Origin of the sequence: Cupriavidus sp. H18C2 (assembly GCF_049393795.1) — a bacterium.
In the GTDB taxonomy this organism is placed as follows: domain Bacteria; phylum Pseudomonadota; class Gammaproteobacteria; order Burkholderiales; family Burkholderiaceae; genus Cupriavidus; species Cupriavidus pauculus_C.
The window spans coordinates 108,474-120,734 of the sequence record NZ_CP186011.1; the positions used below are offsets into that span (position 1 = coordinate 108,474).

Sequence of the window (12,261 nt, forward strand, 5' to 3'; positions counted from 1 at the left end):
CGTTGCACCGACTCACCGGAGATAGCCATGGCCCTCGACGCCGAATCCTTTTCCCTGCTGCGCGCTTCGGTGCAGCGGTTCATCGATGAACGCCTGAAGCCGGCCGAGGACACGCTGGAGGAAATCGACGACGTGCCGGCCGATATCGTGGCCGACATGAAGGAGATGGGCCTGTTCGGCATCTCGATCCCGGAAAACTACGGTGGCATCGGGCTGTCGATGTCGCAGGAATGCGATGTGGTGTACGACCTCGGCCACACCGCCTTTGCATTCCGCTCGGTGTTCGGCACCAATGTCGGCATCGGCTCGCAGGGCATCCTGATGGACGGCACCGAGGAGCAGAAGCAGACCTATCTGCCGAAGATCGCCAGTGGCGAACTGGTGATTTCGTTCGCGCTGACCGAGCCGAACGCGGGGTCTGACGCCGCGTCGCTGCAGACCCGCGCCGAGCTTGACGGCGACCACTACGTCATCAACGGCACCAAGCGATTCATCACCAACGCGCCGCGTGCCGGCGCATTCACGCTGATGGCCCGCACGGGCGGCCCGGGCGCGTCGGGCATCTCGTCGTTCATCGTCCCGGCCGACACCCCGGGCATCTCGCTGGGCAAGCCGGACAAGAAGATGGGCCAGCGCGGCACCAAGACGTGCGACGTGGTGCTCGAAAACGTCCGCGTACCGGCCGCGAACATCATCGGCGGCGTGCCGGGCGTGGGTTTCAAGACCGCCATGAAGGTGCTGGACCGGGGCCGCCTGCATATCTCGGCGCTGGCCTGCGGCATGGCGCACCGCCTGATTACCGACGCCGTGGCTTACGCCAAGGAGCGCAAGCAGTTCGGCAAGCCCATCGGCGACTTCCAGTTGATCCAGGGCATGCTGGCCGACAGCCAGGCGGAACTGTACGCGGGCCTGTCGATGGTGCGCGACTGCGCGCAGCGGTACGACGCCAAGCCGGCCGGCAAGAGCGACCCCGAGGTCAGCATGCTGGCATCGTGCACCAAGATGTTCTGTACCGAGATGGTGGGCCGCGTGGCCGACCGCGCGGTGCAGATCCATGGCGGCGCCGGCTACATTGCCGAATACAAGGCCGAGCGGTTCTACCGCGACGTGCGCCTGCTGCGCCTGTACGAGGGCACCACCCAGATCCAGCAGTTGATCATCGCCAAGCAACTGCTGCGCGACTGAGCCGCGCGACGCGCAGGCGAGCCGGCCTGACCGGCCTGACGAGGGGATAGGAGACAGGATGAGCAAGATCCAGGTAGCGGCCCCGCAGGGGTCGGGCAGGTCGGCGGTGGCGGGCAAGCCCGTCGCCGAGCTGGCCGCCAATGACGCGGTCCATCGGCTCCGCGCCGTGGTGGCCACGTACCGCACGGGCCTGCAGGCCTACACGCTCGTGGTATCGGCCCGGGAGCTGATGGCGCTCTCGAACGGCCCCGAACCCACGCATTCGGCGCGCGACTACCGCGCGCAGGCCCATCTGGATCGGCTGCACCGCGCGGTCCGCGACTGCGGACTGGCGTTGCCCAACGCCATCGTGGTGGCCGTGGCAGGCGGCGTCATGCGCTGCGAATGCGACCACCTGTACTCGCTCGACCTCGACCGCAAGGCCGGCGACGGCCTGATCGTCCTCGACGGCTACGACCGCCTGACCGAACTGGCGCAGAGCGGGCGCGGCCATATCAAGACGCTGGTTACCGCCGTGCTGTGCTCCAGCAGCATCCCCGACGCCGAACAGCCAGCCGTCCGGACCGAAGCCGACTGCGCCGTCATGCACGCCATGGCCGCGGCGCGTTGGGCCGGCGCGACGCGCGTCTGGCGCTGAGCCGGATGGCGGCGGGGTGGGGCGGGTAGCCAATCCGCTCCCGGGCGTGCCATGGCGCGTCACCCTGGCCATCCTGGCCGACCTTTATGCCCAGATGGTGTCGACCTCGCGCAGCAGATGACCGGCGAGGATGTAGTCGCCCAGCCGCGTCGCCTTGGCCTCCAGGTCCAGCAGCTCGCGGTCGGCCAGCGAGCCCAGGTCGAACTGGCAATACAGGTTCCGCTGCCGGAACGTCGTCTTGGGTTTGCCCAGCCCCTCCAGCAATGCTTCGCGGGACCGCACGGCAACACTCTCCTGTCCGCGATATTGCACTTTGATGCCCCGCTTCTCGCCGAGCCGGCCGAGCTCGATGGCGTCCTGCCATCCGGTCTCGTAGTCCAGCTCAAGCGCCAGCGCCTGCTCCGAGGTCAGAAGCCTGAGCGCCTCCGCCTTGCTGCCAGCTCGCACGATTGACATCCACACCTCAAGTCTCAACAAAACACTGTATGAATATACAGTGATCGACCCATTGCCTCAAGGCTTGCCTGCGTCGGCCGGAGCCACCGCCGCCTGGCCGCCGCCATCGGCCCCCGTCGCGGCCGGTACGCCCCCCGCCCCGCCGAAATCGCCCGCGAACGCCTGCGTCAGCGTGGCCGGGCCCAGATAGCGCCGGATGGCGGCATTGACGGCGTCGGGCGTCGCCGTGCGAATGGCTTCCTCGATGGCGGCCGTATGGGCCATGGTCCGGCCCAGGTACGCCTGGTTGGCCAGGGCGCCCGCCAGCGCGCCGTCGCGGGTGCGGCTCACCATGCCGGCCTGCAACAGGCCGCTGGCCGCCTCCGACAGTTCGCTGGCCGTGATGCCATCGCGGACAAACCGCGCCAGTTCCTCGTTGACGGCCTTGCGCAGCCGGGGCAGGTTCTGCGGCGCGTAGGCGGCCCACAGCCCGAAGCGGCCGGCGCGGTCCAGCGCGCCGATGGTCAGCGAGCTGGACGAGCCGTAGCTGATGCCGTCGACCTGCCGCAGCCGGTCGGCCAGCCGGCTGCGCATGCCCGTGCCGCCAAACACGCGGCTCGCGATCAGCATCAGCGGGTAGTCGGGCGAATCGCTGACCAGATCGATGGGCTGCGCCGCCACGTAGACGGCGTTGGCCTTGCCCGGCGTATCGAGCGTGAATTCGGTGGCCGGAATGGCCACGAACGGTCGGTCCACGCGCTCGAACGGCACCGCCGCACGCCAGTCGCCGAACAGGTAGTCGGACTGCCGGACCGCGTCCGCGGCATCGAAATCGCCGACGATGGCCAGTTGCGCGTGCTCGGTGCCGTAGAAGCGGGCATGGAAGTCGCGCAAGCTGTCCACCGACACGCTCCTGAGCGCGGCCACGCTTTCGTCGAAGGTGGGCGTGTAGCGCGGATCGCCGGGCGGATACGGATTGCCGTGGCGCCCCAGCGCGTTCGGGGCGAGCGCGCCCGGCTGCTTGCGCTGGCTCTCGATGCCCGCAATGCTGGTGGCGCGCAGCGTTTCCAGCTCGTTCGCCGGGAAGGTCGGCATCCGCAGCACGGTACGCAGCAGGGCCAGCAGGTCGGGCAGGTGCTCGCGGCGGGTTTCGAAGCGAACCGTCAGCCGTTCGTCACTGCCGGAAATCGACACGTTGGCCTTCAGCGCCTCGATCCGGTCGGCGATCTGCTGCCGCCCGAACGCGCCGGCGCCCCGGTCCAGCATGGCCGCCGTCAGCGATCCGACCGAACTCTTGCCCTGCAGCGCCTGGACGTTGCCAAAGCGCAGGATCAGCGTGCCGTTGACCGCCCCGCCGCGCGTGGGCTTGGGCAGCAGCGCCAGTTGCATGCCGTTGGGCAGCGTCTGGCGCACGGTGTGGGCGTCGATGTTGGCGGGGCTCGGGTCGAACGGCGCCACGGCCTGGGCGGGCGGCTTGCCCGTGTAGTACTGCGTCAGCGCGGCCACGTCCGGGCTGGCGGGAATGCTGGCGAGCTGGGGCTTGTCGCCCGGCACGAACTCGCCCACGGTGCGGTTGGCCGGGCGCAGGTAGTTCTCGGCCACGCGCTGCACGTCGGCCAGCGTGGTGGTTTCCACCCGGTCGCGGTTGATGAAGAACAGGCGCCAGTCGCCCTTGGCGATGGCCCCGGACAGCGCCACGCCATAGGCGGCCGGATCGTTGAGCGTCTTCTCGTAGGCGTTGCGCAGCCGCACGCGGGCGCGTTCCAGTTCCGGCTCGGTGATCGGCTGCGCCGCCACGCCTTCCACGGTGGCCAGCAGCGCGTCGCGCACCGGGCCGAGCGGGCGGTCCTTGCTGGTGCCCGCCGCAAACTGGATCACGCCGGGGTCCTTCATCGACGTGAAGAACGACCCCTGCCACGCCGCCTTGCGCGTGTCGACCAGCGCGTGTTCGAGCCGCCCGCCCGGCGTGTCGGCCAGGATGACGGCCAGCAAGTCAAGCGCCGTCGTGTCCGGGTGGGCGCCCGGCGCCACGTGATACATCGCGGCGACGATGCTGCTGTCGCCCGGGCGCGTCAGCAGCAGCTCGCGGGCGCCCTCCTGCGGCGGTTCCACGGTGTACTCGGCCGGCAGCACGCGCGTCGGGCGCGGGATCGGCCCGAACGCCTGCTCGATGCGCGCCAGCGTGCGGGCCGGATCGAACTGGCCGGTCACCACCAGCACGGCGTTGTCCGGCTGGTAGTAGCGGCGGTAGAACGCCTGCAGGTTGTCGATGCCCACGCGCTCCACGTCGCTGCGCGCGCCGATGATCGCCTTGCCGTAGTTGTGCCAGCGGTAGGCCGCCGCGTACATCTGCTGCTGCAGCATGCGCATGGGATTGTTCTCGCCAATCTCCATCTCGTTGCGCACCACGGTCATCTCGCTGTCCAGGTCCTTGCGCGCGACGAAGCTGTTGACCATGCGGTCGGCTTCCATGCGCAGGGCCCAGTCCAGGTTGTCCTCGCTGGCCGCGAAGGTCTGGAAGAAGTTGGTGCGATCCTGGTTCGTGGTGCCGTTGTACTGCATGCCCCGGCGCGCCAGTTCTGTCGGAATCGTCTTGCCCGGCAGCGATGGCGTGCCCTTGAACAGCAGGTGTTCGAGCAGGTGCGCCATGCCGGTTTCGCCATAGTTTTCATGGCGGCTGCCGACCAGGTAGGTCATGTTGACCGTGGTGGTGGGCTGCGCGTCGTCGGGTGCCAGCAGCACGCGCAGGCCGTTGGGCAGCCGGTACTCGGTGATGCCCTCGACCTTGGTGACGCGCACCGCACGCGCCGCCGCCGCGGACGGCGGCGCGGCGGTCGGGCCGGTGCGCGCCGCCTGCGCGGCGGGCGCCACCAGGCCGAAAGTGGTGGCAAGGGCGGCGGCCAGGCTGGCCATGCCGGCGGCGGAACGACGACGCTTCATGCGGACTCCGGGTTGAGGCGGCACGCGCGGCACGATGGGTCATCGGGCGGCGCGGGTGAGCAGATTCTAGCCGCACGCGGGCGCCATGCAACGCTGGCCAGCGCACTTTCAGAATCGGTGCCGAAGTGCGTCAGCATTCATACAATTGGCGCGCAGGCGCATGTCCGATTTCAGCGTATTCGATCGGCGGCAAAGGCGTAGGATGCAGGCCATGGAACTCGATCCCGACACCTGCTACAAGGCCGTGGCCTCGCACGACCGCCGTTTCGACGGACGCTTCTTCGTGGGCGTGTCGTCCACCGGCGTGTATTGCCGGCCGGTCTGCGCGGTGCGCACGCCCAAGCGCGAGAACTGCACGTTCTACGAATCGGCGGCCGCCGCCGAGAAGCACGGCTTCCGGCCCTGCCTGCGCTGCCGGCCCGAACTGGCGCCCGGCCATGGGCTGGCCGACATCTCCGGCCGGCTCGCGCAGGCGGCGGCCACGCTAATCGACGAAGGATTCATGACCGGCGCCGGCGTGGCGCAGTTGGCCGCGCGCATCGGCGTGACCGAGCGCCACCTGCGGCGGCTGTTCGATACCGCATTCGGCGTGTCCGTCCACGAATACGCGCAAACCCAGAAGCTGCTGCTGGCCAAGCGCCTGCTGACGGACACGGGCCTGCCCGTGACGCAGGTGGCGCTGGCCGCCGGCTTTGGCAGCGTGCGGCGCTTTCATGACGTGCTCAAGGAACGATACGGGCTGACGCCGCTGGCGATGCGGCGCCGCGCGGCGGATGGCATGGCCGACCGGCTGGTGTTCGAGCTGGGCTACCGGCCGCCGCTGGCGTGGGCCGAAATGCTGGGATTCCTGGCCGTGCGGGCGGTCGATGGCGTGGACGTGGTGCACGGCGGCGCGCATGTCCGGACCATCGCGGTCGAGGCCGGCGGCCATCGCCATCTGGGATGGGTGCGGCTGGAACACGTGCCGCGGCGGTCGGTGGTGCGCGTGACGTTGGCCGCCACGCTGGCGCATGTCATTCCGCAGGCATTGGGCAAGGTGCGGCGGCTGTGCGACCTCGGTTGCCGGCCTGATATCGTCGATGCCCACCTGGGCGAGCTGGCCGCGCAGACGCCCGGCATGCGGCTGCCGGGCACGTTCGACGGGCTGGAGATCGCGGTGCGGGCCATCATCGGCCAGGTGATTTCGGTGGTGCAGGCCCGGCGCATCCTGGCCCGGCTGGTCCGCATCGCCGGCACGCCGCTGCCCGATGCCGCGCTGGCCGGGCTGGCGCAGCCGGCCGGGCACGCGCCGCTGAGCCACGTCTTCCCGGACGCCCACGCGCTGGCCGCGCTGCCCGATGCCGATTACCAGGCGGCCGGCGTGCCGCTGGGCAAGGTGCGCAGCATTCGTGCGCTGGCGCGGCAGGTGGCCGCCGGCGAGATCCGGCTGGACCCGCACGCGGCGCCCGACGATACCGTGGCGCAGCTACGTGCCATCGACGGCATCGGCGACTGGACGGCCCAGTACGTGGCCATGCGCGCGCTGGGCTGGCCCGATGCGTTCCCCGCCACCGACTACGCGCTGCGCAAGGTGCTGGGCGTGAGCACGGTGCGCGCGATGCACGCGGCGACGTCGCAGTGGGCGCCCTGGCGGGCCTATGCGGCGATCCACCTCTGGCATCGCTACGAGGCCGCCAAGGCGGCGCCGGGCGAGCCGGAAAGCCACTCCGAAAGTCATTCCGAAAACGAGGAAGAGACAGCATGAACAGCTATCAGATCATCGACAGCCCGCTGGGCGACATCCTGCTGCGGGCCCAGGACGGCCAGTTGACCGGCGTGTTCTTTGCCGGGCAGAAATACTTTCCGGCGCAGGCGCGCGTGGCCGCCGTGGACAGCCGCGCCGATGCGCGCACGCTGGCGCTGGCCGCCGCCGAACTGCGGGCCTACTTCGACGGCAGCCTGCAGGCGTTCACGGTGCCGCTGCGCTTTGCCGGCAGCCCGTTCCAGCAGCGGATCTGGCAGGCGTTGCGCGACGTGGGATTTGGCGAAACGTCGACGTACGGGCAACTGGCGGCCGGCATCGGGCTGCCACCGAGCCATTCGCGGGCGGTGGGCGGCGCGGTGGGGCGCAATCCGCTGTCGGTCATCGTGCCGTGCCACCGCATCCTGGGCGCCTCGGGGGCGCTGACCGGCTACGCGGGCGGCGTCGATCGCAAGCGGGCGCTGCTGGATCTGGAAGGCGTGCTGCCGCTGGTGGCCGCCCGGGCCGCGGCCGTCCGGCTGCCTGGTTTGTATTAGAGGTGCCGGGCCGGGCGCTTCCGGCCCGCGCTGCTTCCGCAGAAACGGGTACGCCGGCTCCCCGCCGGCTGGCCGGCCCGATGAAACAACTCCCGGCGCCCGATCCTGGTGCGCCGCAGCGAAATCGCCCGCAAACCCGCGCCCAGCCTGGCCGCCGCACCGCGCCGAAAGCGTAGCGGAAGCTACCCCACCGAAGTCGGTTCCTAAAGTTGCGTCGTATTTTGCCGAAGGCCATGGCATATGCTTGCGCCGCAGTAGGGGCGCGCTTACCATGCGGCGCTGGCGCGCCGCGCGCTGACAGAACCCATGCGTCGCCCGCCACGCGGGCTGCGGCGCAACCACTATTCGACGTAGCGTATTCCATGAGTCTCCAAGATCCCCGCGGGCCGCAGGCTGGCCAATCCTTCTCTCCGATGGAGGGCGAGCCCGACGACGAGCGGGGCTCGGCGCAATCGGACGAGCGCTACCGGCTGACCCACAGCTCCCAGATCGGCACCGTGCTGCGCGACATGGCATGGCAGAAATGCCTGCTGAACGTGCGGTCGCGCGGCGGCTCGGAGATCGTGACGTCGATTCTCCACGTCGATCCGGCCAACAAGACCTTTATCTTCGACTGGTGCCGCGCCGACGGCGAGCGCCAGGCGCTGATGGGCTCCGACCAGAACGCGTTTTCCGGGCTGCTGCGCGGGGTGCCGGTCAACTTCGTGGTGGGCACCCCGGGCGCCACGCGCTTCGAGGGCGGCCCGGCGTTCATCGCCGACTTTCCGGAAAAGCTCTATCACTTCCAGCGCCGCCGCCATTTCCGGGCGCGCACGCTGCTGACCAAGGGCTACCGCTGCGAGGTGCAGTTGCCGGAGGCGGCCAGCAAGAGCACGCTGCAGCTCGATATCGCCGACTTGTCGCTGTCGGGCGTCGGCCTGCGGTCGCGTGCGGTGGGGGCGGACCAGCTGCCCGTGGGCACGGTCATCAAGAAATGCCGGCTCGATTTTGCCGAGCTGGGCCGGCTGGAGCTGGACATGCAGGTGGTGGGGCACTGGCTGGTGGGCTTCGACGACAACACCGTCCACCACTACGGCTGCGCCTTCCTGAATCCGGATGGCCGCATGGAAAACTTCCTGCAGCGGCTGGTGTTCCAGCTGGAACTGGCCCACCGCGGCTAAGGCAAGGGGGCCGGGCCCCCTGCCTGCTTCAACTTCCTACCAGCTTGCCGATTGCGGCGGCGGCCTCGCGCATCGGGGTCAGCAGCCGCGCCACCATTTCGCCTTCCGACACCTTGTTGGCCTTCACGCTCACGCTGATGGCGGCCACCACCATGCCCGTCTGCGACCGTACCGGCACGGCGATGGCGCGCAGGCCGGGCTCCAGTTCCTCGTCGATCAGCACGTAGTCCAGCTCCCGCGCGCGCTGGAACGCCGCTTCCAGCTCGGGCCGCGACACCTTGGTCAGCAGCGTGCGCGGCCGCAGTTCGGCGTGCTCGAAGAACGCCTCCAGCACCGCATCGGGCTGGTGGGCCAGCAGCAGCCGGCCGGTGGACGTGCAATAGGCCGGCAGTCGGCTGCCCATGCCCAGCGCGTGGGTCAGCACGCGCTGCACTTCGGAACGCACGAGGTACAGGATGTCGATGCCGTCGAGAATGGCCAGCGCCGAGGTCTCGTGCACGCGGGCGCTCAGCGTGTCCAGTATCGGCTGGGCCGACGATACCAGCGCCGTCGACGAGAAGTAGGCGTGCCCCAGGTGCAGCACGCGCGGCCGCAGCGCAAAGTGGCCGTCCTGCTGGCTCACGTAGCCGAGCTGTTCCAGCGTATAGAGGCAGCGCCGCACCGACGCGCGCGATAGCTGCGTGCGCTGCGCCACCTGCGAGATCGTCAGCGGACGCTTGCGCTCGGAGAACGCCTCCAGCACCGTCAGGCCGCGCGCCAGCGACAGCATGAAGTTCGGGTCCCCGGCAAAGCTGTTCAGGATGTCGGCCGGCGGATGCGCGGCGCGGACGGTGTCGGCCTGGGCGGGCTTGAGGTGGATGGGATGGGGGGCGTCCATGGCAGGGGGCGAGGGGGCGATGCGGTGTTCGATAATCGCGCATCTTACCGTCCCGGCCCGGGGATTGCCGCACTTCGGACAAAAAAATGTCGCCGGTGTACGGCGACTGGGCAAAGGGGGTGCCGGCCAGAAATGGAAAGCCGGCCGGCACCCTCAAGTATAGGGATCGGCACAACTGCGCCCATCCACCCGACGTGGGGTCTCGTACCCTTCACATGGCTGATGCCTAGGGTTTGCCGAGGAACAGGTAGAACGCATAGCGGCCGCCCGACGCGCGGCCGTAGGCCAGGTAGAGCGGGCCGATGGGGCTGTCCACGCCCAGGAACGCCGACGCCGATTTCAGCAGCCCGGTGGGGCTGCCCGCCACCAGCGGCGCGCCGACGCGCCCGGCTTCCAGCGACGCCCCGGCGTAGACGCCTTCCAGCAGCGTCTGCTTGACGAGCTTGTTGTAGTACACCAGCCGCGCGAACTGCAGGTTGCCGCCGATCAGTTGCCCGGTGCTGAAGCCCGACTGCTGCAGGAAGCCGCCCCACTGGAACAGGTCGTAGCGCGGCAGGCCCGGGCCGCCCAGGTTGCTGCCGGCGCGCACGCCCATGCTGAGCGTATGGCGGCCGAACGAATAGGCGCCGGTGGCCGTGATCTCGCCCTTGGTGTAGGTATCGGTGGCACCCATCGCGGCCTGCGACGAGAACACGTTCAGCGTGCCGCCGTAGCCGAAGCGCGGGAAGTTGATGCTGTCGAGCTGGTCGAACAGCAGCCGGCCCGCGATGGCGCGGCGATCCACGTCGCCGCCGGTCGTGGGCGACAGCGTGGCGGGGCCCGTGGACAGCGACACGTTCTGGTGTCCGATCACCACGCCCAGCCGCGCCTCGCCGTACTTGGTGAACTGGCTGCCCACGTCGAAGGCGAAATCGGTGCGCCGCAGGTCGTACTCGGCGATCTTGTTGTTGCCGCTGAACACGTTGACGGGCCGGCGTTCCAGCTCGATGCGCGGCGCCACGAAGAATAGCTGGCGCGTGTCCAGCGGCTGGTAGAACTCGCTGACCAGGCTCGACGTCTGCCCCGCCTGCACGTCGTTGCGCCATTCGGCGCCCAGCGCGTTCAGCCAGGTGCGGCGGTAGCTGGCCAGCAGGTTGAAGTAGGCGTTGCCGCGAAAGTCCGAACTGAGGCCGAGCCCGAAGCGCAGGTAGTCGGGCCCGTAGGTCTTTTCGATGGCATCCACGCCCAGCACGCGCTTGCCGGGCTCTTCCAGGAAGCGGTAGTTGACGTGCTCGAAGTCGCCCGTGCCGAACAGGCGCCGCATGTCGCGGTCCAGCGTGGCCTGGGTGATCGGCTCGCCAGGCCGGGTTTCCATCGTGGCGGCGGCGAAGGCCGGGTTCACGCGGTCCAGCGGCGCGAAGCGGATCTCGTCGACGGGCCGCGGGTCTGGCGGCGGCAGCGCGCGCTGGGCCGTGCGCAGGGTCTCGTACTGGTCCGGCGGCAGCGCCAGCGCGGACAGCCGGTCGGCCACGCGGCGCGCGGCGGCCTCGCCGATCGGGATGGTCTTGGGCAGGCGGTTGAAGTCGCCGGCCGAGAAATCGCCGAGCGCGGGCTCGATCAGGATGTCGGTGGGCTTCAGCGACGCCAGCGATGTCCGCACGTTCTGCTCGGTCAGGATGTTGAGCATCTGGCCGGTCACGCCGATCAGCGACGTCAGCTCCTCGCGCTTCATCAGCGGCGTGCCCAGGTTTACCGCGATGACGACGTCGGCGCCCATCGCGCGCGCCACGTCGACGGGCAGGTTGTCGGTCAGGCCCCCGTCGACCAGCAGCTTGCCCTGGTACTCGGTGGGCGCGACGGCGCCCGGCACCGACATGCTGGCGCGCATCACGTTGGCCAGCTCGCCCTCGCTGAAGACCACCGGCGTGCCGGCCACGAGGTCGGTGGCCACGGCGCGGTACGGAATCGGCAGCAGGTCGAAGTCGCGGTAGCCCGGCGCGTTGGCCAGTTGCCGCAGCACCGTTTCCAGCTGCACGCCCGAGACCACGCCCTTGGGCAGCAGCAGGCCGTCGCTGCGCACGCCGATCTCGGGCGTGACGAGGTTGGTGTGGTCCTCGATCTTGCGCCGGATCGCCAGGTCCTGCCGGGGCGGGCGTTCCTTGAACAGGGCGTCGGTGGTCAGGCCGGCCACGAGCTGTTCCATGGCCGGCGTGCTCATGCCGGTGGCATAGGCGCCGCCCACCAGCGAGCCCATGCTGGTCCCGGCGATGCAGTCCACCGGCACGCGCAGTTCTTCCAGCACCTTGAGCACGCCGATATGGGCCGCGCCGCGCGCCCCGCCGCCGGACAGGACCAGGCAGATGCGGGGCCGGCCCTCGGGGTGGGGCGGCAGCGTGCGCGGGGCGATGGGGGTGCGCGGATCGGCCGGCTGCAGCACGGGCGGCGCGGTGGGCGCCGGGTCTGGCGGGGGCAGCAGCCGGCGGCCCGGCTCGGCTTCGGGCGGCGCGGCTATCGCGACCGCGCAGGCCAGCACGCCCGCCAGCGCCGTGGCGGATCGATGCAATGCGGAAATGACGCGCGTGGCAGTGACCATGGCAAGAGGCAGTCCGCCGGACCGGCGTGGCGCCCACACTATCAGCAAGCCCCCAGGGCGGGACGGCACCCCGAAACAATTCAATACCGGTACGGTTTCCTGCATATCAGGGATTGCCGCCGCCGGCATTGGACCAAAGACCCTGATCGCGGTCGTCGATCCCGAAACGGCGGGCGGC

At 69.8% G+C, this 12,261-nt stretch carries 9 protein-coding genes; 5 read left to right on the forward strand and 4 right to left on the reverse strand.

Going from position 1 to position 12,261, the window contains the following annotated elements:
* Window positions 1–27: 27 nt before the first annotated feature.
* Window positions 28–1,185, forward strand: coding sequence for an acyl-CoA dehydrogenase family protein (locus EPAKOI_RS17160; RefSeq protein ID WP_313839261.1), 1,158 nt, complete (start codon window positions 28–30; stop codon window positions 1,183–1,185).
* Between the two features lie 58 nt (window positions 1,186–1,243).
* Window positions 1,244–1,822 (forward strand): hypothetical protein, encoded by a 579-nt coding sequence (locus tag EPAKOI_RS17165; RefSeq protein ID WP_423194092.1) that lies wholly within the window; start codon window positions 1,244–1,246, stop codon window positions 1,820–1,822.
* 84 nt (window positions 1,823–1,906) lie between these two features.
* On the opposite strand, the gene EPAKOI_RS17170 is transcribed toward EPAKOI_RS17165, so the two are convergent.
* On the reverse strand, window positions 1,907–2,278 hold the full coding sequence (locus tag EPAKOI_RS17170; RefSeq protein ID WP_124685872.1) for a PHA-granule associated protein 4: 372 nt from the start codon (window positions 2,276–2,278) through the stop codon (window positions 1,907–1,909).
* Window positions 2,279–2,335: 57 nt separating this feature from the next.
* Window positions 2,336–5,197, reverse strand: coding sequence for a M16 family metallopeptidase (locus EPAKOI_RS17175; protein WP_423194093.1), 2,862 nt, complete (start codon window positions 5,195–5,197; stop codon window positions 2,336–2,338).
* Between the two features lie 211 nt (window positions 5,198–5,408).
* On the opposite strand from EPAKOI_RS17175, the gene EPAKOI_RS17180 reads away from it, so the two are divergent.
* From EPAKOI_RS17180 to EPAKOI_RS17190, 3 genes are all read left to right on the forward strand, one after another.
* Window positions 5,409–6,941 carry an AlkA N-terminal domain-containing protein gene (locus EPAKOI_RS17180; RefSeq protein WP_423194094.1) on the forward strand — a complete coding sequence of 511 codons (1,533 nt, stop codon included), beginning with the start codon at window positions 5,409–5,411 and terminating at the stop codon, window positions 6,939–6,941.
* Window positions 6,938–7,474 carry a methylated-DNA--[protein]-cysteine S-methyltransferase gene (locus EPAKOI_RS17185; RefSeq protein ID WP_423194095.1) on the forward strand — a complete coding sequence of 179 codons (537 nt, stop codon included), beginning with the start codon at window positions 6,938–6,940 and terminating at the stop codon, window positions 7,472–7,474. Before EPAKOI_RS17180 ends, EPAKOI_RS17185 begins: the two co-directional genes overlap by 4 nt.
* A gap of 362 nt (window positions 7,475–7,836) precedes the next feature.
* A complete protein-coding gene (locus EPAKOI_RS17190) occupies window positions 7,837–8,634 on the forward strand; it encodes a flagellar brake protein (RefSeq protein WP_124685876.1) in 798 nt (265 codons plus the stop codon).
* Between the two features lie 28 nt (window positions 8,635–8,662).
* Here EPAKOI_RS17190 and EPAKOI_RS17195 read toward each other — a convergent pair whose 3' ends face one another.
* Window positions 8,663–9,511 (reverse strand): IclR family transcriptional regulator domain-containing protein, encoded by an 849-nt coding sequence (locus tag EPAKOI_RS17195; RefSeq protein ID WP_124685877.1) that lies wholly within the window; start codon window positions 9,509–9,511, stop codon window positions 8,663–8,665.
* A gap of 226 nt (window positions 9,512–9,737) precedes the next feature.
* The gene (locus tag EPAKOI_RS17200; protein WP_423194096.1) at window positions 9,738–12,083 is read right to left on the reverse strand and encodes a patatin-like phospholipase family protein; all 2,346 of its coding nucleotides are present in this window, start codon (window positions 12,081–12,083) and stop codon (window positions 9,738–9,740) included.
* Window positions 12,084–12,261 lie beyond the last annotated feature (178 nt).

What these genes read in the sequence shown, in the direction of transcription:
- EPAKOI_RS17165 (WP_423194092.1), top strand. Translation starts at nt 1,244, where the DNA reads ATGAGCAAGATCCAGGTAGCGGCCCCGCAGGGGTCGGGCAGGTCGGCG.
- EPAKOI_RS17160 (WP_313839261.1), top strand. Translation starts at nt 28, where the DNA reads ATGGCCCTCGACGCCGAATCCTTTTCCCTGCTGCGCGCTTCGGTGCAG.
- EPAKOI_RS17170 (WP_124685872.1), bottom strand. Translation starts at nt 2,278, where the DNA reads ATGTCAATCGTGCGAGCTGGCAGCAAGGCGGAGGCGCTCAGGCTTCTG.
- EPAKOI_RS17180 (WP_423194094.1), top strand. Translation starts at nt 5,409, where the DNA reads ATGGAACTCGATCCCGACACCTGCTACAAGGCCGTGGCCTCGCACGAC.
- EPAKOI_RS17195 (WP_124685877.1), bottom strand. Translation starts at nt 9,511, where the DNA reads ATGGACGCCCCCCATCCCATCCACCTCAAGCCCGCCCAGGCCGACACC.
- EPAKOI_RS17185 (WP_423194095.1), top strand. Translation starts at nt 6,938, where the DNA reads ATGAACAGCTATCAGATCATCGACAGCCCGCTGGGCGACATCCTGCTG.
- EPAKOI_RS17175 (WP_423194093.1), bottom strand. Translation starts at nt 5,197, where the DNA reads ATGAAGCGTCGTCGTTCCGCCGCCGGCATGGCCAGCCTGGCCGCCGCC.
- EPAKOI_RS17190 (WP_124685876.1), top strand. Translation starts at nt 7,837, where the DNA reads ATGAGTCTCCAAGATCCCCGCGGGCCGCAGGCTGGCCAATCCTTCTCT.
- EPAKOI_RS17200 (WP_423194096.1), bottom strand. Translation starts at nt 12,083, where the DNA reads ATGGTCACTGCCACGCGCGTCATTTCCGCATTGCATCGATCCGCCACG.